25 protein-coding genes and 1 pseudogene are annotated in these 25,798 nt (G+C 42.0%); 10 read left to right on the top strand and 16 right to left on the bottom strand.

The window, feature by feature from the left end; translation table 11 throughout:
* Both phsA and G3R48_RS05910 read right to left on the bottom strand, forming a co-directional pair.
* Entirely contained in the window at window positions 1–2,277 is a 2,277-nt protein-coding gene (gene phsA, locus G3R48_RS05915) for a thiosulfate reductase PhsA (RefSeq protein ID WP_153661970.1), read from the bottom strand.
* Window positions 2,278–2,538: 261 nt separating this feature from the next.
* Window positions 2,539–4,326 (bottom strand): sensor histidine kinase, encoded by a 1,788-nt coding sequence (locus G3R48_RS05910; protein WP_153662152.1) that lies wholly within the window; start codon window positions 4,324–4,326, stop codon window positions 2,539–2,541.
* A 165-nt stretch (window positions 4,327–4,491) separates the two neighbouring features.
* Between G3R48_RS05910 and G3R48_RS05905 the strand changes: the two genes are divergently transcribed.
* The 5 genes from G3R48_RS05905 to fis all read left to right on the top strand — a co-directional run bounded on the left by G3R48_RS05905 (window position 4,492) and on the right by fis (window position 9,377).
* The gene (locus G3R48_RS05905; protein ID WP_153661972.1) at window positions 4,492–5,100 is read left to right on the top strand and encodes a response regulator transcription factor; all 609 of its coding nucleotides are present in this window, start codon (window positions 4,492–4,494) and stop codon (window positions 5,098–5,100) included.
* 352 nt (window positions 5,101–5,452) lie between these two features.
* A complete protein-coding gene (locus G3R48_RS05900) occupies window positions 5,453–6,472 on the top strand; it encodes a zinc-binding alcohol dehydrogenase family protein (protein WP_153661974.1) in 1,020 nt (339 codons plus the stop codon).
* A gap of 444 nt (window positions 6,473–6,916) precedes the next feature.
* Window positions 6,917–7,798 (top strand): 50S ribosomal protein L11 methyltransferase, encoded by an 882-nt coding sequence (prmA, locus tag G3R48_RS05895; RefSeq protein WP_153661976.1) that lies wholly within the window; start codon window positions 6,917–6,919, stop codon window positions 7,796–7,798.
* A gap of 284 nt (window positions 7,799–8,082) precedes the next feature.
* Window positions 8,083–9,045, top strand: coding sequence for a tRNA dihydrouridine synthase DusB (gene dusB, locus G3R48_RS05890; RefSeq protein WP_153661978.1), 963 nt, complete (start codon window positions 8,083–8,085; stop codon window positions 9,043–9,045).
* A 23-nt stretch (window positions 9,046–9,068) separates the two neighbouring features.
* A complete protein-coding gene (fis, locus tag G3R48_RS05885) occupies window positions 9,069–9,377 on the top strand; it encodes a DNA-binding transcriptional regulator Fis (RefSeq protein ID WP_055023591.1) in 309 nt (102 codons plus the stop codon).
* Window positions 9,378–9,481: 104 nt separating this feature from the next.
* Here fis and G3R48_RS05880 read toward each other — a convergent pair whose 3' ends face one another.
* The 11 genes from G3R48_RS05880 to G3R48_RS05830 all read right to left on the bottom strand — a co-directional run bounded on the left by G3R48_RS05880 (window position 9,482) and on the right by G3R48_RS05830 (window position 18,989).
* Window positions 9,482–9,958 (bottom strand): hypothetical protein, encoded by a 477-nt coding sequence (locus G3R48_RS05880; RefSeq protein ID WP_153661980.1) that lies wholly within the window; start codon window positions 9,956–9,958, stop codon window positions 9,482–9,484.
* Window positions 9,959–10,086: 128 nt separating this feature from the next.
* Window positions 10,087–10,302 carry a hypothetical protein gene (locus tag G3R48_RS05875; protein WP_153661982.1) on the bottom strand — a complete coding sequence of 72 codons (216 nt, stop codon included), beginning with the start codon at window positions 10,300–10,302 and terminating at the stop codon, window positions 10,087–10,089.
* 211 nt (window positions 10,303–10,513) lie between these two features.
* Window positions 10,514–11,101: a YagK/YfjJ domain-containing protein gene (locus G3R48_RS05870; RefSeq protein ID WP_153661984.1), complete on the bottom strand. Its 588-nt coding sequence runs from the start codon at window positions 11,099–11,101 to the stop codon at window positions 10,514–10,516.
* A gap of 188 nt (window positions 11,102–11,289) precedes the next feature.
* Entirely contained in the window at window positions 11,290–11,751 is a 462-nt protein-coding gene (locus G3R48_RS05865; RefSeq protein ID WP_153661985.1) for a hypothetical protein, read from the bottom strand.
* 12 nt (window positions 11,752–11,763) lie between these two features.
* On the bottom strand, window positions 11,764–11,961 hold the full coding sequence (locus G3R48_RS05860) for a helix-turn-helix transcriptional regulator (RefSeq protein WP_153661987.1): 198 nt from the start codon (window positions 11,959–11,961) through the stop codon (window positions 11,764–11,766).
* A gap of 86 nt (window positions 11,962–12,047) precedes the next feature.
* Entirely contained in the window at window positions 12,048–12,734 is a 687-nt protein-coding gene (locus G3R48_RS05855) for a hypothetical protein (RefSeq protein WP_153661989.1), read from the bottom strand.
* The gene (locus G3R48_RS05850) at window positions 12,727–14,103 is read right to left on the bottom strand and encodes a tyrosine-type recombinase/integrase (RefSeq protein WP_153661991.1); all 1,377 of its coding nucleotides are present in this window, start codon (window positions 14,101–14,103) and stop codon (window positions 12,727–12,729) included. Before G3R48_RS05850 ends, G3R48_RS05855 begins: the two co-directional genes overlap by 8 nt.
* Window positions 14,104–14,454: 351 nt before the next feature.
* The gene (locus tag G3R48_RS05845; RefSeq protein WP_425516751.1) at window positions 14,455–14,709 is read right to left on the bottom strand and encodes a helix-turn-helix domain-containing protein; all 255 of its coding nucleotides are present in this window, start codon (window positions 14,707–14,709) and stop codon (window positions 14,455–14,457) included.
* A gap of 124 nt (window positions 14,710–14,833) precedes the next feature.
* Window positions 14,834–14,983 (bottom strand): hypothetical protein, encoded by a 150-nt coding sequence (locus G3R48_RS05840; protein WP_153661993.1) that lies wholly within the window; start codon window positions 14,981–14,983, stop codon window positions 14,834–14,836.
* A 69-nt stretch (window positions 14,984–15,052) separates the two neighbouring features.
* Window positions 15,053–18,055: a UvrD-helicase domain-containing protein gene (locus G3R48_RS05835; protein ID WP_153662156.1), complete on the bottom strand. Its 3,003-nt coding sequence runs from the start codon at window positions 18,053–18,055 to the stop codon at window positions 15,053–15,055.
* Window positions 18,056–18,506: 451 nt separating this feature from the next.
* Window positions 18,507–18,989: an Sbal_3080 family lipoprotein gene (locus G3R48_RS05830; RefSeq protein ID WP_153661995.1), complete on the bottom strand. Its 483-nt coding sequence runs from the start codon at window positions 18,987–18,989 to the stop codon at window positions 18,507–18,509.
* 290 nt (window positions 18,990–19,279) lie between these two features.
* On the opposite strand from G3R48_RS05830, the gene G3R48_RS05825 reads away from it, so the two are divergent.
* The 4 genes from G3R48_RS05825 (at window position 19,280) to G3R48_RS05815 (ending at window position 21,991) form a co-directional block, all read left to right on the top strand.
* Window positions 19,280–19,585 (top strand): DUF1330 domain-containing protein, encoded by a 306-nt coding sequence (locus G3R48_RS05825; protein WP_153661997.1) that lies wholly within the window; start codon window positions 19,280–19,282, stop codon window positions 19,583–19,585.
* A 111-nt stretch (window positions 19,586–19,696) separates the two neighbouring features.
* The gene (locus G3R48_RS05820) at window positions 19,697–20,494 is read left to right on the top strand and encodes an SDR family NAD(P)-dependent oxidoreductase (RefSeq protein WP_153661999.1); all 798 of its coding nucleotides are present in this window, start codon (window positions 19,697–19,699) and stop codon (window positions 20,492–20,494) included.
* Window positions 20,495–20,543: 49 nt separating this feature from the next.
* Window positions 20,544–20,675: a hypothetical protein gene (locus G3R48_RS17325; RefSeq protein WP_267253680.1), complete on the top strand. Its 132-nt coding sequence runs from the start codon at window positions 20,544–20,546 to the stop codon at window positions 20,673–20,675.
* Window positions 20,676–21,118: 443 nt separating this feature from the next.
* Entirely contained in the window at window positions 21,119–21,991 is an 873-nt protein-coding gene (locus G3R48_RS05815; RefSeq protein WP_153662001.1) for a radical SAM protein, read from the top strand.
* Between the two features lie 150 nt (window positions 21,992–22,141).
* On the opposite strand, the gene G3R48_RS05810 is transcribed toward G3R48_RS05815, so the two are convergent.
* The 3 genes from G3R48_RS05810 to abiEi form a co-directional block, all read right to left on the bottom strand.
* Window positions 22,142–23,035 (bottom strand): LysR family transcriptional regulator, encoded by an 894-nt coding sequence (locus tag G3R48_RS05810; protein WP_153662003.1) that lies wholly within the window; start codon window positions 23,033–23,035, stop codon window positions 22,142–22,144.
* A gap of 445 nt (window positions 23,036–23,480) precedes the next feature.
* Window positions 23,481–24,389: a nucleotidyl transferase AbiEii/AbiGii toxin family protein gene (locus G3R48_RS05805; protein WP_153662005.1), complete on the bottom strand. Its 909-nt coding sequence runs from the start codon at window positions 24,387–24,389 to the stop codon at window positions 23,481–23,483.
* 10 nt (window positions 24,390–24,399) lie between these two features.
* Window positions 24,400–24,924, bottom strand: coding sequence for a type IV toxin-antitoxin system AbiEi family antitoxin (abiEi, locus tag G3R48_RS05800; protein WP_153662007.1), 525 nt, complete (start codon window positions 24,922–24,924; stop codon window positions 24,400–24,402).
* A 464-nt stretch (window positions 24,925–25,388) separates the two neighbouring features.
* On the opposite strand from abiEi, the pseudogene G3R48_RS05795 reads away from it, so the two are divergent.
* Window positions 25,389–25,798, top strand: a pseudogene (locus tag G3R48_RS05795) (transposase); the annotation flags it as partial.

Genomic DNA, 25,798 nt, shown 5'->3' with positions numbered 1-25,798 from the left:
TTAAAGCTTGGCTATTTTGACGCCGGCAGTATGTAAGTTCATACCTGTAACCGGAGAAATAACATGAGGAAGTAAGTTACCGCAGTGCACACCCTTTCCAGATGCACGAGCTAACTCTTTGTTTTTAGATCCGCAACCCATATAAGCAAACACCGTGTCTGGGCGGATACCTGGAGTCACAAGGGCATGACCTTCTTCGCTACCAGTATCATTGAAGATGCGGATTTTATCGCCAGTGGCAATGTTAAGCGCACCCGCTGTGACGGGATGTATCCACACTGCGTTATCAGACATTAAGTTGGCTAACATCGGGACATTTTGTGTCCCCGCGTTGGTATGCACGGCAACTTTACCTTGAATGAAAAACAGCTCATCGGCTTTTTTCATTTTCACTTCGCGGTATTTAATGACACCGCGACCGGCTGACATTTGCTCAACTTTCGGTGATGACAGTTCAATTTTGCCGCTCGGTGTTTTGAAGCTTAATTGACTGGCATATGTGCCATCATCATCTAACGGTTTCGCATTTGGATGCTCACTAACAAAAGTGTTAAGTACACTTGGCTCACGTAACATCAATGGCGTACCGTAACTCACCCAACCTTCACGCTTAATTTTATTGAGTAAATCGAGATCTTTATTCACTTGGAATAACTGCAAAGTTTGCATATTTTCCCAAGGGAAATACTCACCTAACTCCATTTGGTCAGCCAATTCTTTCCAAATTAACCAACTCGGTTTTGTGTCACCAATTGTCTCAACGACCCGTTGACGGATATAGTAAGCTGGGTTTTTACCCGACTTATCTGACACTTCTTCATCACGTTCTAGATAAGTTGATTCAGGTAAAATAATGTCGGCATAAGCGGCGCTTTCACTGATGTAAATATCGCAAGAAACAATGAAGTCGAGCTTTTTCATGGTTTGTTCAATGCGCGCGCGATCGGTCATGGTTTGCATTGGATTGGTTCGGTTCATCACCCAACCACGCAACTGATAAGGATGCGCGTCTAATGTGGCATCTAAAATGGTTTGATAAATACCACCTGATGACCACAGCATTGAATACTGTTCATCAACCATATCAATCCGCTTTGCATCAATTTTAGGCATGTTCTTCACACCCGGTTTTTGCAGAGTCGGAGCCACTTTATCGCCGGCAAACTTGTTATAAGCGCCCGCTTTTTTAGCAAAGAATAATCCGCCTTTACGTTCAATATTACCCATTAGAATGTTGGCAGCGTAAATAGCACGGCGTAACTCAAACTCTTCAGTGGTAAAAGTTGCACGGTGACCAAAATCGACCAAAGCATGTGGCGCAGCAGCAGCATATTCATGGCTGATACGACGAATATCTTCTGCTGGCACGTCACAAATTGCTTCAGCCCACTCAGGTGTATATGCTTTTACTTCGTTGGCAAACTCATCAAAGCCTTCAACATATTGCGCTACAAAGGCTTTGTCATATAAGTTATCTTCAATCAGTACATGACAAATTGCTAATGCCACAGTGATATCTGTACCGGGTTTAATGGCGTACCATTCATCGGCTTTGTCGGCAACAATAGAAAAACGAGGTTCAAACACCACCAACTTGGCGCCTTTATCCATCTGCGCTTCCATCATGCCACGCGTTTCAGCCATATTAATTCCTTCATACAAGTTATGACCGAAATTAATAACGTATTTAGAATGGCTTAAATCGCGACGAACTCGCCCGCCCAGCATGGCTTTAGCGGCAACAATATACGCAGCCGGACAAGTTGATGCATGAGTAAAGGTATTCGGCGTGCCGTAGGCTTTTGACAAGTGGAAAAAGTGGCTTGATAACGAACCCGATTTAGATGAGAACGCCACACTTTCTGGGCCGTATTGTTTTTTTAAGCGGTTAAGGTTTTCAGCAACAATGCTATACGCTTCATCCCACTCGATTTCAGCCCATTTGCCTTCGCCTCGTTCACCTACACGTTTTAGGGGTTTAACAATGCGCTGATTATCATAAAGTTGGCTATGCCCTGCACCACCACGGGCACAAACAGCACCACCAAAAGCCTTCGCTTTTGGATTACCGATAATGGATACATTTTTGCCGTTAACAACGCGTGCTGTGATAGGGCAGCGTGTTGAACACATCTCACAAATACTGGCGACAGATTGCTCGCTTCCCTTAATCAAAGAGTTACCCAAAGCCGCGATAGAACCAGGCAAGGTTGCAAACACACAACCTGCGGTTCCTGCACTCGCGCCTTTGATAAAGGTACGCCGATCTAGTTTCATGGTCTTTCTCCCAATTGACAGTGGTACCTCGGAACAGATCAGCTTGGTCATCACGTTGCTGTCGTTGTTCTAAGGTTTTCATCATTGTTGAACACTGATGGGAGCTTGAATATTGTGGTAAACCACATATTGATTAACCAGTCATTGGCTTTGTGACGGTTTTCACAATTTAAAAACGACCGGTTAAGGTCGTTTATTTTGTCTATTGTGGTAAACCACATTCATTGTTATTTCTTGCGCTTTGTAACGTTTTAACCAGCATTAGCTCGGGGTAATCGCATGAGTATCACAGCCTCTTTTAGGTAAACTTAATCGCACGATGCAACCTTGCGCATCGACTCTATTTTGCAATTTAAAGTCGCCTTTATGCTCTTTAACCACATCATGGCAAATAGCGAGTCCAAGCCCCAACCCTTCTTTTTTCGTGCTAAAAAACGTCGCAATTAACGCTGAAGATGCTTGTGAAATACCCGTGCCATTATCAATGATCGCCATATCGACTTGCTTCTCTTTAAAGTGCATTGTAATCCTAATTCTCCCAGCAAGTGTTCGCTCTGATACCTCTATCGCATCAATGCTGTTTTTAATAAGATTAATCAATACTTGCAATAACCCAACACGATCGGCAGTTATAAAAAATGGCTCACCTTTTATCTTGGTTTCAATGATAATATCGCGCTGCACTAATTCAAGCCTTAGTAGTGCAATGCTTTCATCGACTAAGGTTAAAATATTCACGTCACTCATCACCGCTTCTTTTCGCTTAAGTAATCCACGAATACGATGTACGACTTCACTAGCACGGGTCGACTGTTGATGAATTTTTTCAAGTAACGCCAGTCCCGCAGCCACGTCAATAGGTTGATTATTTTGCAAGCGCATAATCGCGCCCTCGCTATAACTGGTAATAGCGGCTATGGGTTGATTTATTTCATGCGCTAAACCTGCACCAATCTCACCTATAATGGCTGCACTTTGTAAGCGTTCTAAGGCAATTTCCTGCTGTTTAAGTTGCCGTTCTGACTCGACTAACGATTCACTCTTTTGATGAAAACGGTACTCAATCCATAAATGGTATACCGTAGCAACCAGAAAAATAAAAATCGCTAATATGCCCCAATGCCGATTTTCATCCAGCCAAGAAGAAAACAGTTCCCAGCGATTAACCCCCACAGTATCAACATGTAAATCGCTAAATAATTTAATCACAGCTAATTGGCTAATCGGCGCTGTCCAGCCAGTTAATTGCGCTTGAATTGCCGCATGATGATCAGCAGGTAAATCCATGAGTGCTCGTGTAATGGGTTTGGTAAAGCTAATGTCTACACTTTCATTAGCGGCAAAAGACCAATTAGGATAAAGCCGAGTACTGCATTGACAATCAAAACCTTGGGGCTTACTCGGGTTTAAAATGCGGTAATCTTCGGCATTGATTTGGCCACGCTCCACCATATCTTCAAAGGTGCACAGCGGGGTGATAGCCGCATCAGCAAATCCGTCACGCACTTGATATAACAAGGGATCTAATGGGAAGCCTAAAAAGCTCACTTTTTTAAAAAAGCTTTTAGGGTCCAAGCCACGTTTATGCAATAACCCCACAGTCGCTTGATACCCACCTAATGCGTACGGGTCACTCGCAACAATTTGTTTAGATTTTAAATCATAAAGCGTACGAAATTGACTGTCTGCGCGCACGATAATGGCCGAACCAATTGCTGAAGTGGCCCCGTGATGACGTCGCGATCGCATGGTGGCTAACCACGACAAAGGATATTGGTTTGATAAATATAAATACTGCCCAGGGTTGGTCACGATAAACTGAATCTTGCCAGCTTCCATGGCAGCATTTAACGCTGCAAAGTTACCCGGATAAACATGAAAGCGAGTATTAGGCACTTGTTGCTCTAGGTAGCGCATCATTGGTGACCAACGCTCAGTCGCTTGTTGATTCCCCCAATTGGCCAGTACACCAACATGAAAGTCTGTTACCTTAGCCGCAGATAACGGCGAAACACTTATCACCCACAGCACGAGCAACACTCTTAACATGATCACTTTTAGCACAAAAATCCCCCTTATTAGCTAAGCGGGTTCATCTTACGATGCCAAGGTCATCTTCAACGTGATATGACTCATATTCCATGTAAATTAATTCGCACAAAAACATAAATTGCGATACATATCAGTAACCGAATGTACAAATGTGTCCCTGCCATGCAACAACCTCTATCGCTTCCTGTTTATCTTGTTGATGATGATGCTGCAATTGTCGATGCCATCAGTTTTTTAATGCAAGGGTTTGGCTACACGCTTAACTGTTTTCAGCAAGGTCAGCTTTTTTTGTCGACCATTGATCTCACCCAACCGGGCTGTGTCATTCTTGATGCACGCATGCCAGATTTAAGCGGCCCCGAAATTCACCAACGCTTAAATGAAGCCAATAGTCCATTATCAGTTATTTTCCTTACCGGCCATGGCGACGTGCCGATGGCCGTTGATGCCTTTAAAAATGGCGCATTCGACTTTTTTCAAAAACCCGTTCAAGGTAAAGCGCTTTCAGCATCAATAGATAAAGGTTTACGTACTAGCCAAAAGCAATACTTAAAACAACAACACATAGATAAAATTGACACCTTGTCAGAACGTGAAAAACAAATTTTTAATTTAGTTATCGCTGGCCAAACCAATAAACAAATGTCCCAAGCATTGTTCTTATCAGTGAGGACCATTGAAGTGCATCGGGCAAAATTGATGGACAAGCTTGACGCTAATAACTTAGCTGAACTCATTAAGCTGGCTCCACTGGCAACCGCAAAGGCGTAATCAACACTGTTAATGGCCAATAATCTCACTTAGCTCGCCTCTTTAGGCGTTGATTTTAGCTTATATCATCAACCTAACCGACGACCGTAGCCTTGCCATTCTCCTCTGCGCTTGCTTTACGCTTGATGCTTTGTGCTTTGTGCTTTGTGCTTTGTGCTTTGTAAAACGCCTCATAGCTTACAGAGCGTAAACCACACTTCCCTTGCGCTAAACGCATAATTACTGCTTCATCATCCCAATTTATTATCAATTTATAATTGAAAAACAAACAATAATTACCCTATTTATTTAAACAAAAAATAGCCGCAAAATGCATGTCACTAATACCACAATCATCTTAAACGGAGTGAATATGAAAGCCATTGGTTATTATACAGCAGGGGCCATTTCGGCAGAAAAAGCATTAGAAGACATCACCTTGGCGACACCTACCCCAAGTGGTCATGATCTCTTAATTGAAATTAAAGCTATTGCAGTAAATCCCGCTGACGCTAAAGTGCGCCAACGTAGACAGCCACCAGCAGGCGAAGCCGTGGTACTCGGTTGGGACGCGGTCGGTGTAGTCAAAGCTGTTGGCGACAAGACTGAATTATTCAGTGTCGGTGATGAAGTGTGGTATGCCGGCGATGTAACCCGTTCAGGGACTTATGCTCAATACCAATTAGTTGATGAACGCATTGTAGGACACAAGCCAACATCACTTAGCCACGCACAAGCAGCCGCGATGCCACTAACCAGCATTACTGCATGGGAAATGCTATTTGACCGTTTAGGTTTACCCCAAGATGGCAGTGCTAAAGATGCCCGAATTTTAGTCATTGGCGCAGCAGGCGGTGTTGGCTCAATTTTAGTGCAGTTGGCAGCAAAGTTAACTGGTGCAACCGTAATTGGCACCGCATCACGGGAAAAAAGTCGTCAATGGGTACTGAGCCTTGGCGCAGATGCCGTCATCGACCACAGTAAACCGTTACATCAAGAACTCATTAATGCAGGTTTTAACGATGTCACTCATGTAGTGAGCTTAACCCATACTGATACGCATTTTGACGAGATAATCAGCGCATTGCGCCCACAAGGTAAAATTGCACTGATTGATGACCCAGAACAGCCAATTGATATCATGAAAATGAAAGCTAAAAGCTTATCATTGCATTGGGAATTTATGTTTACCCGCAGCATGTTCACCACAGACGATATTATTAAGCAGCATCAGTTGTTAAATCAGGTTGCAACCCTCATTGATAACGGCACCTTAACCTGCACGATGGGCGAACACTTTGGGACAATTAATGCCACTAACCTTATCAAAGCCCACCAACAATTAGAAACTAACAGCAGTATCGGTAAAATTGTATTAGAAGGGTTTGAATAACCCTTTATTTAGTCAAAAGCCTCGGCGATGAAAACCATTCAATTGCCTAAGGATAAAAGTGAGTTCGCTCACCTTTATCCTTAAACAACCCAACCCACATTCATAGCCGTCAATGACGCTACGTTGTGTTGCTACCGGCAACGCCACTCACGAAGTTGCGTCGCGAAAATATATTTCACCTTGGCGCACCAGCACTGACACATGAAAATCATACACCTATGATCGCTGATAACCTTCGCACCCCGACAAAATGGAACAACTCCATTCGCCAAACACTGGCAACCCATGCAGAACTTGGCTCACTACCCGCAGCTATTATCACACCAGTTAATCTGCATAGGTTAACGTTCACCGCCCACAAACCTTAATCACCCTTGGCAATAGTTGGGGATAACTCCACCATGGTTTACAATAGCCGCCTATATACCGTAAACGAGAATCACCATGCCTTGGATCCAACTTAGAATTGTCACTGACGGCCCTCACGCTGACGCACTTAGCGATCAGTTAATGGAAGAAGGGTCAGTTTCTATTACTTTTGAAGACGAAAAAGACACCCCAATTTATGAGCCAAAGCTTGGCGAAACCCCACTGTGGAATAGCACCATCGTCATCGCCTTATTTGAAGCCGAACATGACTTAGCGCCGGTTGTTGAACGTTTGAAGTTGCTCCCTTATTTAGGTGAAAGCATCAACTACAAAATAGAACAAGTAGAAGACAAAGACTGGGTACGTGAATGGATGGACAGCTTCCACCCAATTCAATTTGGTGAACGTTTATGGATTTGCCCAAGCTGGCGTGACATTCCTAACCCAGAAGCAGTTAACGTAATTCTTGATCCGGGCTTAGCGTTTGGAACAGGGACTCACCCAACAACCGCGTTATGTTTAGAGTGGTTAGACAGCCTTGATTTATCAGACAAAGAAGTCATCGACTTTGGTTGTGGCTCAGGAATTTTAGCTATTGCAGCCATTAAGTTGGGCGCAAAGAAAGTCACAGGGGTTGATATTGACTACCAAGCAATTGACGCGTCAAAAGCCAATGCTGAGCGCAATGGTGTAGCAGATCAACTGGCACTTTACTTACCAGAAAATCAACCGCAACACCTTCAAGCTGACATTTTAGTTGCTAACATTCTTGCCGGACCGCTAAAAGAGCTCGCCCCACTGATTGCAGAGAAAGTCAAAACAGGTGGCCAACTTGCCTTATCAGGTTTATTGCATGAACAAGCACAAGAAGTGGCAGAGTTTTATAGCCAATGGTTTGAAATGGAGCCCGTTTCACATAAAGAAGATTGGAGCCGCTTAAACGGCGTGCGCAAATAAGCGGTATTTATTTGTCAGACACAAAGTTAATGGGACAAATTTCACACAATCAAAAAATTACTCCCATTAACTTGCCTCGTTTGAGGTAACAAATTCAACATTATTTTCACCCTACAACTCGCGCCAATCCTCAAAACCCAACAAATTTCACACTTTTTTTGGCAATTAATGTTCTCAGTTAAAAGTCAAGAAAAAAAGTTTCGTTTAGGTCATTTATTGACCTTTTCAAGCACCTCAAAAACGGATACTATAGCGCCCCTTTGACGAGCAAGGTGAAGTTCACAATGCAAATTGGCCCTTATCTACTGAGCAATCAGCTGATCGTGGCACCAATGGCAGGTGTCACCGACCAAGCTTTTAGAAACCTCTGTTTACGCTATGGTGCAGCCTTAGCCGTATCAGAAATGCTTTCATCTAACCCCGATGTTTGGGATACAGAAAAAAGCCGCCAGCGCATGATGCATTCTGGTGAAGAAGGTATTCGCTCAGTTCAAATCGCCGGTGCAGATCCAGAGCTAATGGCTAACGCCGCTCAAGTGAATGTTGAGCAAGGCGCGCACATTATTGACATCAATATGGGCTGCCCAGCAAAAAAAGTGAATAAGAAATTAGCGGGCTCTGCACTCATGCAAAACCCCGCGCTAGTAAAAGACATTTTACAAGCGGTGGTTGGTGCTGTGGATGTGCCAGTCACATTGAAGATTCGCACGGGGTGGGACCCAGAAAACCGTAACGGAATTCAAATCGCCCAGCTTGCCCAAGATTGTGGCATTCAATCATTAGCAGTTCACGGTCGAACTCGCCAATGTATGTACAAAGGCTTTGCCGAGTACGACACAATCAAAGCAATAAAACAGAATATCTCGATTCCAGTTGTCGCCAACGGAGACATCGACAGTCCAGAAAAAGCCAAGTTTGTACTTGACTACACCGGCGCCGATGCTCTGATGATTGGAAGAGGTGCACAAGGAAGGCCCTGGATTTTTAAAGAAATCCAGCATTACTTGGAAACAGGTAACAAGTTATCGCCAATTAAGACGCAAGAGCAACGCACAGTGATGCTCGAGCACCTTAATAAACTTTACGACTTGTATGGCGAATTTAAAGGTGTCCGATTTGCTAGGAAGCATGTTGGATGGTACCTAAATAATGAGGAGCAGCGCTCTGTTCGAGCTGAGTTTAATCGGCTTGAAAGCGCTGCCCAGCAACATTCCTTTTTGGAATGTTATTTTGATGAATTAGTTTAGAATTAATAAAGAGCAGAAATAGAATGTTTGATCAGACTACTACTAACACAGAAGTTCACCAACTTACCGTCGGTAAAATTGAAACCGCAAACGGTACTATCAAACCACAGCTACTACGTGATGCAGTTAAGCGCGCTGTAACCAACTTCTTCTCTCAATTAGACGGTCAGGAAGCTTCAGAAGTTTACGAAATGGTTTTAAGCGAAGTTGAAGCACCATTGCTAGACATCATCATGCAGCACACTCGCGGTAACCAAACCCGTGCAGCAAACATGCTAGGTATCAACCGTGGCACGCTACGTAAAAAATTAAAAAAATACGGCATGAACTAGGTGTAAACGCCTAAATCATTGATATTAAAGGGCTTGGTAATTTCTCACCAAGCCCTTTTCTTTTGTAGTTACACGCATAGTTACACGCAACATAAACCCACCAACTAAAAGCCCACTAACCTCTGCTTGATTGCTGATTGAGTTCTTACAAGCTCCTGAATCCTCACTAACCGATAGCGCTCAAGTTCAGAGTTTATTTGCTCACGCTCCAAGTGATTAGCCTGCTGACTTAAACTATTAGCCTGTTCTCTCAATAGTTCAGCTTGGCTCATTACCTCGCCTGGGTAATCATTCCGATAACTGGCAATTTGGTATTCAACCTCAGCATTGATTTCATTTAGGCCATTTAAGAGTTCAGCCTGTCGCTGTGGCTGCGTTCTCTCCCACCGAATTTCTCTTTCTACCAATTGAAGCTGTTTAACCCAGAACTCTCGACCTTGAGCGAGCTCTTTGAGCTTTCCACCAAATCCTATAAGCTCACCTTGTGGTGTCACTCTTATCTCATATGGCCCCGAAAAAGCCAGATAACCAACCAAACAAAGATTAATCCCGACAAGTGCCACCAACATTTTTAAATTCATAAATGACTTCCCTGTAATAATTATTAAAAATTTCAGCGCTAGGCGACCGTCACAAAACCCAAAGAAACCCAACTGGTTTAACTGGGTTAATCAGACACGAAGCGTGGTAAACCGTGAACGCTCAAAACCTAATAACAAACCCTATGTTCTGACAATCCACCATAGTGCTCTTGGCTTGCCTGCTCTGGTAGCCTCGCAAACATGGTCTTTCGCGCTTCTCGATAGTCTTTATTTAAATGCGTAGCTTGAGCAATGTTAATACCGCCAAACTTAGCCACCCACCTGCGAGGTGTCCAAGTGTCGGCCGTAACGATAGCCGTTGCTAGTAGCTCTAATTGATTCATCCAAAAGCCTCCCGAAACATCAAGCCACAACCTTATGATTACTTACAGATTGTAAGCCAAATACCATAACCTGAGTTAACATCGCTGAAACTGTCACGGCTTAGTCACGAAAACCGTGTGACACCTAAACATAACTAAACGTTCAGCCTTTAGATTACTTAAGATCTAACAAACCTTGACCATACTTATCATTGAATGACCTTAGCAATACTTAACATTTGTTAGGTTTTGCTAGACGTGAAGAACCAAAGTCTTTGGTTTGTTTTGGACGATACCCTTTCCCTCTAGGCTTAGCCATGTAACTGATGTGATAGCTAGCAGCATCAATGGCCTGATGGTTATCACGTTCTAGGTTGTGATAGTCACAGCCACTATGACGCCCACCAGCATCACCTATGAACACTGAACCGTGATACTCCCAAATATCTCGAACCCATTCCGCTAGCTGGTGATAATGATTAACTTTGCTTCCATTGAGAATCAACGCAAAGTGATAGTGCTGGCTCTTGGCTTTCTCATGCTCTCGCACCCAAGCATAGCAATATTCACTATCATAAAGTCGCTCCACTCGCTTTCTGAGTCTGCGATTAAAGTCCGTGATCAGCTTGTTGTCATCAGTGGGGTATGGCAAGTGAAGATCGAACCGCCAAACAAACACCTTTCTGTGACGACAAAGCATTTCATCTAGCTCACCCAGTATTGCTTTGAGTATGTCCGTCCTCAATCCGCTTTTTGATGAATTGATCGACCAAATTTCATCACGATATTCGAACCATTTTTGATGAGTTATTTGGGTCATAAAGACTAAAGGCCTAATAAGCCCCTCTATAGGTATTATTAATTACCTAGCAGAGAGTTAGTAACTACTAACCCAGCAAGCAAGGCTGTATATAAAGGGCGCTGTGGATAAGTTTCAATTTTGAGGGGTAAAAAACCTAGGGGTGTTGTTCTATGTTGTTCACCCCTTGGTATATATAGGGTTAAAAGTTAGCAATCACTAACTTTTTCTTTCCTTAAATATGGAGATAAAAAGCCCTTAATCTGCTCCATTTGTAGAGTGGTCGCCTTACGCTTTTGACGAAGCAAATTAACCTGCTTAACTGCTTTCAGAGCGGCTTTAGAATCCGCTAACCAATAACGCTTAAAGTTAGCCACATAACCATAAGCACTTTGATAAGGCTCAAATTTAGATGATACCTGGATACCTTTTTTCTTCATGGTCGACACATCGGTATTAAGACAACTCGTCCAATACTTGCCAGTCGCTTCCATGCGCTTCACGTGCGATATACTAGCAACCTGCTGGTCGAGGGTATGAACCCCTTTAAGCCCTTGACCCAAGAACGTCATCAAGCACTTTTCTAGCTTGCTTGGTGGCCGGCATGTTAAGCTGCCAGTGTCGGTTTTGGCGCTGCTTGGTTTATGCTGGGTGGCGCTTTTACTTTTCATAGTGCCTCCCCTTTATGCTGCTTCTGGCGACCAATCACCTTGAACAAATTGCTCATGGAGATCGGCACGATAGCGAACACAGCGAGGAGTAAGACGGACGCCTTTAGGGTAGCGACCTTGCTTCTCTGCGTTATAGAGCCATGTTCGGCCTACGCCTAGTGACTCACAAACTTGCTTGGTGGTAAGAAAACGCTGACTGGAAGAAAACATATTGAACCTCTCTTGTTGTTTGTTCGAGGTTCATTTTCTTGGTATGCGACTATTTAAAGGGGGTAGGAACCATATCCTTAACCTCCCTAGTTTATCCCCCTTTCAAAGGCTCTCATTCTGCGCTGATACCAACCTGCGCTTTTGAGGCAGTTCTTTATTGAATCCTCACCTATCAAAGGATTACTTTCATCCTCATTAAGAACGATCAGGCAGTACTTAACAAACAGGCTCTTTCGACTGTGAGCGAACTGGAATCTTTTCCTTGTGCTATCAGGGTGTGATTCGATATCAATACCCCAAGCATCGTGGGATACCAACGCCCAATAGGCGATAAAGCAATGCTCTAAAACCATTTCCCACTTGCTGAGATATCCCTTGTGATTTCTGACATAGGTCTCAGTTTGCTTTTTCAAGCTATCCAAAACAGCCGACAGACTTGGTTCGTAGCTCGACTCTGACTCTAATCTGACGGTTTCAACAAGGCTAGCTTTGGGAACTACCTCACTATCTAGAAACGCCCTAGATATTCCGTCTAGCTCACTCAATGTGCTTTGAAGCGCTGTAGCCTGCTGTATCAGCTTATCGAATCGCTCTTGCTTGAGTGGCCTACCGTTACCACTCGGCAACTCTGCCAGTCTCATTTGCTTTTCAGTTTCATCAAATAACTGACTTACTAGCTTGCTGTAATGATCACCACCCAACCCCAAGCCGTTAATCAGCTCGCTTTTTTGGAAGTCAGTCAAACGCCAATCAGTATCACCAATCTTAGCCATGACTACCCCCAAAGCTCACCACGTTGCTAGCCAACTCACCACGCTCTAATAGCTTCTCAATATGTGAACACCAAACCCTAAGCAAATTAGCTTTACGCTTCATTGCGCTTGAGTTGTTGTAGTTCCCCTCAATCCTTGGCAACGCATGACCGAGCATCATTTCAATGGCGTAGTTATCGGTTTGAAGCTCATTCAATGCTGTACTAAACGTATGTCTTAGGTGATGGAACCGAAAGAATTTAGGGTGATCTTTGAGGGGCTTTCCAGCTTGCTTGTGCTGCTTCACTTCATCGTCACTAATCCAGCCAATACGCTGTGACAGCTTGCCACCCCATGCGCTCACCGCTGGCGCTTGCTTAAGCTCACCAAGAAGATAACCGTCTGGATTGTTGGTAACTAGGCTCTCAATAAGTGGACAGATAAACTCAGGGATAGGTCTAACAATATCGCCAATACCACCAGCTTGCCGCGCTTTGTCTTTGACCTTGTTGTGTTCTGCTGGACAAGTCCAAACCCTACGCTTCAAATCCCACTCACTAGACCTGGATAGCCTTACCTCTTGAGTCCTCGCCCCTGTCACCAACAAGATTTGTAAAAGGTTTTGATAATACGGAACCATCTTTCCGTTGAAGCTGAACTCAACTAGATCACGCAATTCATCCCATTCAATGTTTCCCTCTCCATCAGGCACTTCTACCGCCGCTCGGCTCGATTTCTTCTGCTTGGCTGCGCCTATGTCGTCAAAGTCGATTTCAAATACATCAGTATCTAGCTTGTGTCCCTGTTTCTTTAGGAAACGTAAAGCCTGCTTAAGATTATTGAGTGTGTAACCGCGAGCGACTGACCATTTATCATCAGAACGATGTAAGCAGCGAATCCACATCGGTTTAGTGATTTGCTCTAAGGGAAGATCAGCAAGGGTAGGAAATATGTATTTTCGGAACTGAGCAAAGTGTTTTTCTGCGTTAACACGCTTTCTGGCGTTGAAGTCACTTAGCCAAAGCTCAAGCCCTTGCTTAACAGTCAAAGGTTTTAGGGTATCTTGCTTCTGAATAGCTAGCTCGTTCTTAGGATCTTTGCCTGCTGCCAACCACTTACGACACTTATCCCTAATCGCGGTAGCTTGAGACAGACTAATCTCTGGATACTTGCCAAGCGTTAATGCTTTGGGGCTGGTGGCTCTATCTCCAACACGATAGCGATACAACCAAAGCAGGTTGTTATCAGGCCTAACGCTTCCAGATTGACGTTGTGAGGGTGTTACTCGAACACTTAAACCCATTCCAACGCTGTGAGACTCTTGTTTGCTTAAATCGGCTCTCAGGAGCTTCTTAAGCTTAGTGTCTGTTAGTAAAGTTTTCTTTGTCATATCCCTTGCCAGTTACACGCATAGTTACACACAAAGGATAGTCTAACCTAAAACAACAAAGAACAAAATAGAACACAAATAAGACAAAAAACCTTATATATAAAGGGCTAGATAAGAATCACGGAACATCTAAAAAGATCACAAAACAATGAATTAACTGATACGGCATGAACTAAGAAGAAATTCTTAAGCTGTTGTATTGAAACGGGCTTTCCAGCAATGGAAAGCCCGTTTTACATTTTGACCCCACAATTAAACCCACTATAACCATCCCTTATATCGAGCATATTTTAAACAAGGATTACGATAAAACTTAACTGCTATATAACACATTCTAATTTTAAGGGAGGGTTACACACTCGCTGAATCATACTCCGATCCCCTTGGCTTCAGTTCAATTTCGAGGTTGAGTGACGAAAGCAATTTAAATAAGGTCGCTAGTTTTGTTGAGTCTGGGTTCTGCTCAAACTTTGACACCGTATCTTGTCGAATACCGACTTTGCTTGCCACTTTCCCCTGTGAAAGCTGCATCGACAAACGTGTATCTTTTAAACAGTTACTTAATTGCTTTGAGGTAGTCACTTTCATATCTTGCCCTTTCATCATACTGGCCACTTAATCTGGCACTTCTATCAATTTACACGCTACAACAGGTAAATGCTGATTACACGCTAAAGGCGTTAAAGCATTTGTGCTCAATTGAAAGCAATAAAGGCTTAAACCATTTTAATTAGTGACCTTTGAATGGGTTAAGCAATACTACATTATCTCTAGGGTTCATGTGTTGCTCTAGCCATTCACACCACATGTCGAGTGCCGCGTGTTTTTCTAGCCAGTGATGACTAACCCCCTCTACCATTTCCCCCTCAATAAACCTCATGTTTAATCGCCTTTTCCATTGATAACAAGGCAAAGCAACAAATTAAATAACGCCTTGCTGCCTCTACCATTAACTTGGCATAACAACTGTTGACTTATCGATAGCGTGCTTGCAGCTAGAAGCGGTGTTTCCGCGATAATTTTGACACCCCCAAAACTCACCGCGAGCACTTTTTCTGAGCACCATATCACCACCGCAAATACGGCATAATGGCGCAGTATGGCCACAAGCATCATTCAGGCACACGTTAAAACCATTAAAACGATTGCGCGTCATTGGGCTGCCGCATTCACTACACCCTTGTTCCTTATGGTCGCATAGCGGAAAATGTGAACAGGAATAAAATGTCTTAACCTTGCCTGTCCTTGGCCTCAACGTTCCTGTTTTACAACGCTGGCAATGAATATCTGCAAATATTTTTTGGATTAACGAAGTGCTAAATTCATGTTGCTCAATGGCATAGTTTTCTTTTATTAGTTCGATGACAAACGGGCTCGCATCGGTCATATCAGCCACTATATATACACGGTGTTTAGCACGGGTTAATGCCACATAAAATAAACGCCGCTCTTCAGCAAATTCAAATGCCTCAACTTGGGGTAAAAAGGCATCTAATATTGGCGGGGTAATTTTTTGCGACGGAAAACCATGTGCGCCGGTTTTCATTCCCATAATCACTACGTAGTCAGCTTCTTTACCTTTTGAGGCGTGAAAAGACTGACATTCAATATGTAAATTTTGAAACTGTTTATTTAGTTGATATAAGCCATTTTTGTCCGGTAGTTGAAACCAAAATCGACCTAGCAAATACACTGTTGGCTTCGTTTTTAGTTTATCTATATTATCGCTTACCCGTTGACTAATTGCCGCTAAGGCTTGCTCTAAGGCATTCGCGCTGGGGGCAGCATCAGTGGCTTGTTGGTGGTTGCCTCGGCGAATTAATGACACTGCCGGATATGCCACTTGAGATACACTGCGAATATCTTTTTTAAGCTGCACAGGGTTTTTAGTCACAAACTGGGTGGCCACATCACCAATGCTGCTGTTAAAGCGAAATGTCTGATCTAAAGAGGTTGTTGCGGTTGGGCCAAAGTAGTGGGTAAATTGCGTGGTTAAACGGACATCAGCCCCGCTGAAGCGATAAATGGCTTGCCAGTCATCGCCGACGCAAAATAACGATGCATTTGAGCGAGAAGTACGAGCACCGACAACAGAAGTCGCGGTATCGGTCAGCGCCTTTACTAACCGCGCTCTTGGTTCGGATATATCTTGAAACTCGTCCACCATAATATAGCGCCAAGGGCTAATAAACTGTCCTTGTTGCACATAAGCTATTGCCTTGCTAATCATGTCTTCAAAATCAATATCACCTGCGGCAACTAACTGTTGTTGATAACGCTGTAATATTGGCTCTAACAGCTCAAATGCCTTACGGGTTTGCTTGCTCTCTGGCGCGTTTACAAATATGTTTTCCAAGCCGGCATTATCTAAACAAGCGGATTTATATAACCCAATTAACTGGCTAAACAATTTGGCTAATTCTGTCACCCTGCCAAGTTCATTCAAGGTGGCTAAAATGGCTTCATCGGGTAGTGGCTTAGGCTCAATATGCTGCAATGACATTGCCTGAGCTAACTTATCAATTAGTTGCCCTTTTTTATGTTGATGATAAAAAAACTCAAGACACACTGTTTGGTGGCTTTTATGTAATTCACGCTTCCATTCAATTGAGGCTAAATATTGCTGATTGTCGATGTATGGCGCAGTGCTATTATCGTCGTCAGTGCCATAGTATTCGATATAAATATCGTATTCTGGTAGATAGAAATCTGGCTGATATTGACGAAACTCAACACTGTTTACCTCATGCTGATATTTAGCTTCATACTGATACTCAATACCATGACAAAAAAACCAATTGGCAATATAAAGTTCACCAAAGCTTTTAACTCGTTCACCTTTAAGGCTGCGGATATCATTGTCGTTTAAATATTGAAAATATTCCCCTTCATACTCAAATTCAAATGGGCTTTTTTCGACGTAATAATATTGGCTAACGTATTCAAAAAGTTGCTTTCGATAACTGCCGTCTTCAAGCAGAGCATCTAAGGTGTTTTGTACCCATTTATTTTTAGTTTTTTCATCATCAACCCAAGGCGACAAGCTAGGCTTTTTGCCTTCAACCTCAGCAATAATCTTTAATCCTAAGCTATGAAAGGTACTGGTTTTAATGGCGTCAGTCGCTAGCTTTTGCTTAATGCGGACATCCATTTCATTGGCGGCTTTTCGTCCATAAGCCAGTAATAAAATGTCCTCCGCTTGGGCTTGGCCGCTTTTAACCAAATACCCTGCACGGCCAACCATCACACTTGTTTTACCGGTTCCAGCACCTGCCAGTAATAAATTATTGTCTTCATCAATCACGCAGGCTCGGCGCTGCTTTTCCGTTAGTGGGTTCGATTCAACTTGTTCAAAAAAATCACTAAAGCGACGCAATTGAGATTGAATATAAGACTCTCTAATTTGGTCGATGTCGCGAGTATTCCAATGACAATATTGGGTTAACTTTTTTAGCGCTATTTGCAAATTAGGCGACAATTCCACATCCTGACACCAAGGAAACCAGCGCCGCTGTTCACGCATCATTCTTGGGCGTATTTTATCAAGCATAGATTGACGCAAGTATCGAGATTGAATAGTGGTTTCGACTCGGTTAATTAAATCGCAGAGCTTTTGCTCATTGGCATTGGCCCATAAGCGATGAACCAAGCGATTAAATTTACGCTGAGAAAAGTAACTCAAAAAATGAATTTGATACGGTTTGCCGTCAGCTTGAAACTGGAGATGGTAGCCTAAAAAGCTTGCGACAAATTTAGGTGGCGAGATCAATTGCGGCCAACTGAACACTAACGATTCAGGCGCTAATTGCGGCCGGCGACAGCGCGCTAAAAAGCGCCCCTGCTGACGATGGAATTCAATACCGCTTGTCGTTAACGTCAGCGCATATTGGCCGGTTAAGTAAAAATACCCAAACCAACTGTGACCGATATGATACGAAGACGGTTGTGTCATTTTTTGTTTAAGAGCTGATACCACATGAACCTACAACTAGATGGTTTGATATTAAGAGAGCACTAACGGCGTTTTAACCAGAAGCGGTTATCAAGGATAACTTTTCATGGCGAGTTATCACACTGAAAAAACGACTAAAACAATAAAAAAGGCGCGTTTCGAGGTATGGCTCATCATTCACTCCACCGTTATCACAGCAGCTTATTTTGTCGTTATAACACAGTGTTATTTTTGCTTGCTAAACTTCCGTTTAAAGTATCGTTATTAGTTGTTAAGTTCATCTGGGCTGCCAGCCTAGTTCACAGTGACTTAAGCGATAAATAATCCACTAATGCGTCTATTTTTTTTTACAAAAAAAGCAGCCCAATGTTAAGGCTGCTTTATATAGTCGAACAATAGATTACATTTCAATAATAACTATGACTAAACTGCTTTATGAGTATTTTTGTGATTATGTTCCGCTTTTCAAACCGCTCACCAACACTTTATCTACCAACTCTCTAATTTTTTCATCTGCATTAATAAATTTACCAAAATTGAACCCTTTGCCACCAATATATTTCGCATCAGCTAATCTGTGAGTCATTGTTTTATCTGTCGCCCAAATGTTAGCAAAGCTCATATACAGGGCCAGATCCCAATTCCAATTTGCCGTGTAAAAGACAATCGCATCGCAATTATTTGTTTTATCACTCAACAATAATGGGGAGTAACGACCATGAGATAAATTATAATTTGCAGCTAATGTAGTCACTTGAATATTATGCGCTTCAAATTGGCTTTTTATCGTCTTTAATACTCCTTCTCGAACATCCTTATGGACTGCAACACACACTTTTTGAGGATTCTGCTCAAATTGGTGAATGGTTTGCGAAGCGCCACAACCTGTTAAACTGAACGCGAGAAGCAAGCTAATAAAAATTGATTTTTTCATGATAAATGCTGGTCAATAATAAAAACGCGCATGATAGCGCCTGATACAAATAATAATGCGATTTATCACCCATTATTAATAACGCATATAATATTGAGGGTGAAATTAGCTCGATTATCAACAAAATCTAAAAACTCATTAGTCATTTATCTAGCTTATCTTTTAGCTAAACACTGCTAACCTACGTCATAATTCAACAATCAGTTGCATGGTATTTAATCGGCTAGGATTAAATACACCTCACTAAAGACAAAGTAATTGATTAAAAGATGACAATATGGGAGCTCGTCATGACAAAGCATTATTCAGTATTAGAAGTCACCCCAACCAGTTCAGGGTGGGGAGCAGATTACATTGGTCCTGCCAGTAAAGTCATGGCTAAATATGGTGGCCGCTATTTAGCAAGAACAGCTAATCATGAGCGCCTAGAAGGTCAAGCTGACATTCCTGCTATGCGAATAATCATTGAGTGGCCGTCAAAGCAAGCGGCTTTAAACTTTATGAGTGACCCTGAATATGTCCCACATTTACAGGCACGCACAAAAGGTTCGATCAGTCATCATGCTTTAATTGAAGCAACAGATGATATTGCATAACCGCTAAGATAATAATGGGCTTAACCCCTTTTTCCGCTGTTAACGTTATAAGCCAAGCCCAATATGACTGTGAGTAATGAGATAGCATTACCAAAATAAAGGAACAGATTGATGCAAAAAATTATTTTAGTTACCGGTGCAACTGACGGCATCGGCTTTGAAACTGCAAAGCAATTAGTTGAACAAGGCCATCATGTCATTATTCATGGCCGTAACCCTGTCAAAGCAGAATCGGTAAAAAACCAATTATCGCCCATCAATTCACAAGCTAAAGTCGACACGCTAATTGCAGATTTATCGTCAAAATCTGCCGTTGAACAAATGATTGTGGAAACCAAACAGCGCTTTGCACATCTTGATGTTTTGATTAATAACGCTGGGGTGTTTGCCAACAATAACCCAATGACTGACGATGGTTTAGATATTCGCTTTATGGTTAACACCATTGCGCCTTATCGTTTAACCACCGCTTTATTGCCATTATTTGATACTAATGGCCGGATTGTTAACTTGTCTTCAGCAGCGCAATCGCCGGTAAACTCAGCAGCATTAGCAGGTAAGCATCCATTAGGAGACAATGCCGCTTATGCGCAAAGTAAATTAGCACTGACCATGTGGACAACCCAATTAGGCTTAGCCTATAAGCAAACTGGCCCGATGATGGTGTCAGTTAACCCTAAATCATTACTGGGCAGCAAAATGGTAAAACAAGCTTATGGCATTCATGGCAGCGATTTAAGTATTGGGGCTGACATTTTAGTTAGAGCAGCGCTCAGTGATGAGTTTGCCACCGCACATGGTAAATATTACGACAATGACATTCAGGCATTTGCGCCCCCACATCCTGATGCCATACAACCGCAAAAGAACCAACAATTAGTGGATCTCATAGAACAACTATTGGCTTAATTATCTAGTTTATGAGGGGCTGAATCAGAAGTGCATGGCTAACTAAGTGATGAAGAGTCTTCGACATAGTGGTGAACTTAACGCTGCATTTAAGTCAGCACTTAATTCAGCACTTAATTCAGTGCTTAACTCAGTGCTTAACTCAGTGCTTAACTCAGTGCTTAACCATGCCCTTAAATAAAAGTGCGAGTTGTTTAACTCAGCATGAGTAAATAACGAAATGATGACAGCAATGATTGTTTTATCGTGGTTTTAGGCTGAAAATTTAACTTAATAGCGCCATTCAACCCAAACAACATGTGGCGTTATTGACACTTTAGCCATCAAGTTATGCAATATACCTAAACTGCGGTTTAGGTATTTTTTTGGCTGTTTTACAACAAAATCAATAAGCTAAAAACCATTAACCTCACACACTGATAGCCACACAGCGAAAATCAATATAAACCCCACTCCAATTTTCAACAAAAACTATAAACTGATTCCATAGCGAGCTAGATTATCAATGATAAAGAGCGTTGTTACACTGTCTCTACTGGAGCAAATAGTCCTATTTACAGCACGAATGCTCTGGGAATTTTGATTAATAAAACCTTACATTCCCGTAAGGCTGGAGATAGCACCATGAGATACGAGGGTAAAGTTTATCGACCTTGGCCAGAGTTTAAAAGTATTCTGATCCAAACAACGTTAGGTTGCAGCATCAATACCTGTACGTTTTGTAGCATGTTTGACGACAAGCGTTTTAAAGTACGCGACATCGCCGATGTTATGCACGATATTGAGCAAGCACGCATTATGCACCCTTATGTTGAGTCAATATTCCTCATTGATGGCAATGTAATGGCTGCTAGAACAGATTACTTATTACAGGTGCTCACTAAGTTAAAAACAACGTTTCCAGAAGCGCAGCAAATTTCGCTTTATAGCGGTTTAAATGACTTTAGACGTAAAACTGTTGCTCAATTAAAAGAGCTTAAAGATGCCGGTTTAGATATGGCTTATTCAGGCTTAGAGTCTGGCGATCGCTTAGTGCTTGAGAACATTCAAAAACGCATGACACCAGAACATGTCATTGAAGGCATGGCGATGGCTAAAGAAGCTGGCATTGATGTATTGTTATCGTTTATTTTTGGTTTAGGCGGACGTGAACGTTCAATGGAGCACATTAAAGCAACCACCGACATTTTGAATATCACCCAACCTGAGCAAATTGCGCCAATGGCGTTAGCGATTCAACCTGGGACCGTGTTAGAGCAAGAAGTAAAACGTGGTGAGTTTATTATGCCAACGCAATTGCAAGTATTAAAAGAAGAGCAATACTTGCTTGAAAACTTAAACTTTGACACCTATTACTTTGGCGATCACGGTAATAATATGGTGCCGCAAAAAGGCGCATTACCCCAAATGCAAACTGCTTTTTTAAACCGCATTAACCAAACAATTGAACGCTTACCAAGCGCAAAAGACAACGTTATTCAAACCTTTTCTTGGTAGCATTTAACACATAATAAAACCCCAATCATTGTATTAATGGTTGGGGTTTATTTTTTAATAGATTAATTGCTCTGAGCAGCCTTGTTGATCACGCCCTGAGTTAACCCTTTTTACAAGGTGCGCCGCTAACTGGTACGCCTAACTTATGGGTTATTTATCCCAATAAGGTGGTTGCCCATAATAAGCATGGAAGTAATCGATAAATGCCCGCACTTTAGGGGCAATTAAACGCGAGCTAGGATACACTGCCCAAATAGCAGTTTCGCTGATTAATGAAAAGTCTGTTAACACCTGCACCAATTCACCCGACGCTAATGCTTGATAGGCATTCCAAGTGGAATTAAGCGAAATCCCCAAGCCATCAATGGTGGCATCGCGCACAGCATCACCGTTATCGGTTCTAAAGCTGCCACTGGTTTTAATGCTGACCATGCCTTGCGGGGTATCAAAACTCCAAGTTTCAATTCCCATTAAGTTAATACATTGATGATTAACTAAATCTTGTGGGGTTTTAGGTTCACCAAACTCAGCTAAATAACTTGGCGCAGCACATATAATGCGTTTATCTGGCGCTAATTTACGCGCAACAAGGGTCGAATCTTTTAGCTGCGCGTCACGAATAGCGACATCAAATCCCCCTTCAACTAAGTCGATAATGGCATCTGAATAGCGAAAATCCGCTTTTAATTGCGGGTATTGTTGCAAGAACCCCTTTAAAGCGGGTGTGATATGCATACGACCAAAAGAGGCAGGAGCAGCAATACGTAAGGTGCCTGTTGGGATTGAATCGCCAGCCCCCACTGCGCCGCGCGCCGCCTCAACACTACAAAGCACTTCAACTGCATGAGGCAAAAATGATTCGCCCTCTTCAGTTAGCGACACTTTACGGGTAGTTCGGTGTACTAAGCGCACCCCTAAATTATCTTCAAGCTTATTAATATGCGCACTGGCAACCGCAGGTGATAAGCCTAACTCTTGGCCAGCTAAGCTAATATTATGAGTCGCGGCCACACGGACAAATAACTTTAAGTGTTCAATATTCATAAAATGCCAAATCAATGTCGCTTATCAACAGTATACCATTCACATCCAAATGGCTGATTATATACCTGTATTAATGTTTCACTCAGTTGCGTTAACTGTGTGACCATAATAAAGATTGATAAAAAATTAGCGTTATCTTGAAAGGTGATAAGGCAATAGTTTGATCATTTATCTGAGCATGAAAGTTATTTTTTAATAATAAAGTTTGATCACTTTCAAACTCACTTTTGGACAAGAAATCATTTAGAACAACCACTCTATAATGGACTGACCTGTTAGTGCTGCGCCCATACGATCGATTAGATAGTCATCAAAAGTGAATAATGGCTAGCGTAACACTAGCCATTAAAAACAAACGTTATTAATTTGTATTAGTTGCGTCCCAGAATTAGAAAACTCATTCAATCCTTTAAAAAACTCTATCTAATCCCACTGGCTTGTTAACTTACATTTTAAATGTGGTTGGTACTGATTGACCTTCAATTATTCGCCTTGAGGTCTGTACCTCAGAATCAATTGTATTCTTTAGGTACGGCCAAAATAAATCATCACTTAGGGTTCGTTTTGACACATCAGAAGGTAAAAAACGCTTCATTTCTGTATCAAAATCGACCTTGTATGCGTCATTACTCATCAAAACGGATACATTCTTATCTAATTTAAAAGCAAATTCAGCTAAATCTAACTTTCTTGCTTCTAATTTCTGGAACAGTAATTCGGGATTTTGAGAGATTTGCTGCTGCTTTAACCAAGCTATATCCCACGCATCACGCGGCTTTATACGTCGAGATCTGTAAGCAAAAGCTATCATTTTGTCGATGAGAATTTCATCTTGAGATGAGGCATTTAACATTAGCCCAGTGATCTGCGATTGAGTGTTGTAATGGTTTTGGACCGGCCTAGGCTGCGGATCAAAAGCTGGAATTGAACAAATGTCGATATGCATTTTTTGACTTGGTAAATCGGGACGAAAGGCGTGTTTTGTTATTGTAATTTTCCAGGTAGATGTGTTTAAGCCACTTTCTATTGAAGGATCTACGGGCTTTCGGCAACTAACCGGCAACTGATACTTTCTTTTGAGATAAGCTTCTATTTCATTCTCAAATCCATCCACCTGAGAAGGCTTAAAATCATGACCTGCAGCAAAATCGAGGTCTTCACTCAACCTGCTTGAGTTATAGCATAACCGAAGGCAAGTGCCACCAATGAACGTCAAATCATTGAGTAAGCCATGCTCTTTCATAACATTCAAAATATCATGATGAAGAATCTCTTTTTCAATCACATTCTCCAGACCAAGGTAGTCAACCTTATCCTTAATAGCGGCGTGTTTCAATTCATCAAGAAAGCTCATAACAATTCCTCTAGTTAATCATATCAAGATTGCGTCCAACTTTACGTAAGTCTGATGTAGCCCTTTTGCGATTTGCGCGAAACATCCCATTACCATGGTCGTAATATAGCGAATCGTGAATATTATCGAGATTCTTTTTAGTGTGTACAAACTCAATAGTGCCGTACATAGTTTCGAAAGTAGCACTTCTACCGGTTGTCATAACAGTTAAATAGTTAAACATGGTTTGAGAAATGATGCCCTGGTAACTAAGTTCAGATTCGAGAGAAATATAGTTGAAATGATCCCAACGTAGTAGCATTGCAAGCTTTTCTAAAACTCCTGTCGAGTCAGGTAGCGCGTAGGGTGAAACATAAATTCCATTAGCTACACGTTCAAGAACGCCAGATTTACATGCTCTAGAAATCCTATTGCGAAAATTGGCGTCTAGCTTGACATTAAGCATTAAGCTCAAGTCATGCATTGTAAAAAGGCCCGAATGACCGTGTTTTTTTGCAAAAACCATTTTATCTGAAAACGCTTTCAACAAACTCATTACGTGCACACTTTATATCTGTAATTGATATAAAGTGTATACCAATATTTAATTGTAACCCAGATTTTTGTTATCTTATTAATTATGTGTGTGATAATGAGTCAGTTGTTTTGAGTTAAACAACAAACGAATTTTAAATTAACAGGTGATATTGATAAATGACATGGCTAAATGACATGGCTAAATGACATGGCTAAAACAAATGACATGGCCACCCATTCCAACTGGTCAAATATTCTAAATGACATGGCCACCCATTCCAACTGGTTAAATATTCAACACTGAACTAGGCTTTATTAAAATGACATGGCCACCCATTCAAAATGGAAAATGACATGGCCACCGAAAATGACATGGCCACCCATTCCCGAAAATAAATTAAATGACATGGCCACCCATTCCTACTGGTTAAATATTCAACACTGAACTAGGCTTTATTTACCCTTATTAAACGGTATTTGAAGATGGCTAGACCAAGACAAACCCTCGTGAGTTTAGAAGATACGCCTTACTACCACTGTTGTTCGCGTGTGGTACGTAAGGCGTTTTTGTGTGGTTTTGATAAATCCACAGGTGAGAACTTTGAGCATCGCCGAGCGTGGGTTGATTCACGTATTGTAGAATTAGCGACCATTTTTGCGATTGATATTTGTGCTTATGCCGTGATGAGCAATCATCTACATGTGGTGTTAAAAGTTGATGCGGGTAAGGCGAAGCTTTGGACAGATAAAGAGGTGCTGATTCAATGGCATAAAGGCTTTAAAGGCACGTTGTTAACTCACAAGTTTGTAAAAGGTGAAGCCCTAAATGAATTTGAATTACAAACAGTCAATGATTGTATAACCCAGTATAGACAGCGCTTAATTGATATCAG

It is taken from the genome of Shewanella intestini (assembly GCF_018221465.1).
In the GTDB taxonomy this organism is placed as follows: domain Bacteria; phylum Pseudomonadota; class Gammaproteobacteria; order Enterobacterales; family Shewanellaceae; genus Shewanella; species Shewanella intestini.
This window is presented reverse-complemented; position numbering and strand designations above follow the sequence as displayed.

What these genes read in the sequence shown, in the direction of transcription:
- prmA (WP_153661976.1), top strand. Translation starts at nt 6,917, where the DNA reads ATGCCTTGGATCCAACTTAGAATTGTCACTGACGGCCCTCACGCTGAC.
- G3R48_RS05865 (WP_153661985.1), bottom strand. Translation starts at nt 11,751, where the DNA reads ATGAAAAGTAAAAGCGCCACCCAGCATAAACCAAGCAGCGCCAAAACC.
- G3R48_RS05910 (WP_153662152.1), bottom strand. Translation starts at nt 4,326, where the DNA reads ATGTTAAGAGTGTTGCTCGTGCTGTGGGTGATAAGTGTTTCGCCGTTA.
- abiEi (WP_153662007.1), bottom strand. Translation starts at nt 24,924, where the DNA reads ATGAGTTTGTTGAAAGCGTTTTCAGATAAAATGGTTTTTGCAAAAAAA.
- fis (WP_055023591.1), top strand. Translation starts at nt 9,069, where the DNA reads ATGTTTGATCAGACTACTACTAACACAGAAGTTCACCAACTTACCGTC.
- G3R48_RS05845 (WP_425516751.1), bottom strand. Translation starts at nt 14,709, where the DNA reads ATGATGAAAGGGCAAGATATGAAAGTGACTACCTCAAAGCAATTAAGT.
- G3R48_RS05815 (WP_153662001.1), top strand. Translation starts at nt 21,119, where the DNA reads ATGAGATACGAGGGTAAAGTTTATCGACCTTGGCCAGAGTTTAAAAGT.
- G3R48_RS05905 (WP_153661972.1), top strand. Translation starts at nt 4,492, where the DNA reads ATGCAACAACCTCTATCGCTTCCTGTTTATCTTGTTGATGATGATGCT.
- G3R48_RS05835 (WP_153662156.1), bottom strand. Translation starts at nt 18,055, where the DNA reads ATGACACAACCGTCTTCGTATCATATCGGTCACAGTTGGTTTGGGTAT.
- G3R48_RS05850 (WP_153661991.1), bottom strand. Translation starts at nt 14,103, where the DNA reads ATGACAAAGAAAACTTTACTAACAGACACTAAGCTTAAGAAGCTCCTG.
- G3R48_RS05870 (WP_153661984.1), bottom strand. Translation starts at nt 11,101, where the DNA reads ATGACCCAAATAACTCATCAAAAATGGTTCGAATATCGTGATGAAATT.
- G3R48_RS05830 (WP_153661995.1), bottom strand. Translation starts at nt 18,989, where the DNA reads ATGAAAAAATCAATTTTTATTAGCTTGCTTCTCGCGTTCAGTTTAACA.
- G3R48_RS05855 (WP_153661989.1), bottom strand. Translation starts at nt 12,734, where the DNA reads ATGGCTAAGATTGGTGATACTGATTGGCGTTTGACTGACTTCCAAAAA.
- G3R48_RS05860 (WP_153661987.1), bottom strand. Translation starts at nt 11,961, where the DNA reads ATGTTTTCTTCCAGTCAGCGTTTTCTTACCACCAAGCAAGTTTGTGAG.
- G3R48_RS05840 (WP_153661993.1), bottom strand. Translation starts at nt 14,983, where the DNA reads ATGAGGTTTATTGAGGGGGAAATGGTAGAGGGGGTTAGTCATCACTGG.
- G3R48_RS05820 (WP_153661999.1), top strand. Translation starts at nt 19,697, where the DNA reads ATGCAAAAAATTATTTTAGTTACCGGTGCAACTGACGGCATCGGCTTT.
- G3R48_RS05825 (WP_153661997.1), top strand. Translation starts at nt 19,280, where the DNA reads ATGACAAAGCATTATTCAGTATTAGAAGTCACCCCAACCAGTTCAGGG.
- phsA (WP_153661970.1), bottom strand. Translation starts at nt 2,277, where the DNA reads ATGAAACTAGATCGGCGTACCTTTATCAAAGGCGCGAGTGCAGGAACC.
- G3R48_RS05900 (WP_153661974.1), top strand. Translation starts at nt 5,453, where the DNA reads ATGAAAGCCATTGGTTATTATACAGCAGGGGCCATTTCGGCAGAAAAA.
- G3R48_RS17325 (WP_267253680.1), top strand. Translation starts at nt 20,544, where the DNA reads ATGAAGAGTCTTCGACATAGTGGTGAACTTAACGCTGCATTTAAGTCA.
- G3R48_RS05875 (WP_153661982.1), bottom strand. Translation starts at nt 10,302, where the DNA reads ATGAATCAATTAGAGCTACTAGCAACGGCTATCGTTACGGCCGACACT.
- G3R48_RS05810 (WP_153662003.1), bottom strand. Translation starts at nt 23,035, where the DNA reads ATGAATATTGAACACTTAAAGTTATTTGTCCGTGTGGCCGCGACTCAT.
- G3R48_RS05880 (WP_153661980.1), bottom strand. Translation starts at nt 9,958, where the DNA reads ATGAATTTAAAAATGTTGGTGGCACTTGTCGGGATTAATCTTTGTTTG.
- dusB (WP_153661978.1), top strand. Translation starts at nt 8,083, where the DNA reads ATGCAAATTGGCCCTTATCTACTGAGCAATCAGCTGATCGTGGCACCA.
- G3R48_RS05805 (WP_153662005.1), bottom strand. Translation starts at nt 24,389, where the DNA reads ATGAGCTTTCTTGATGAATTGAAACACGCCGCTATTAAGGATAAGGTT.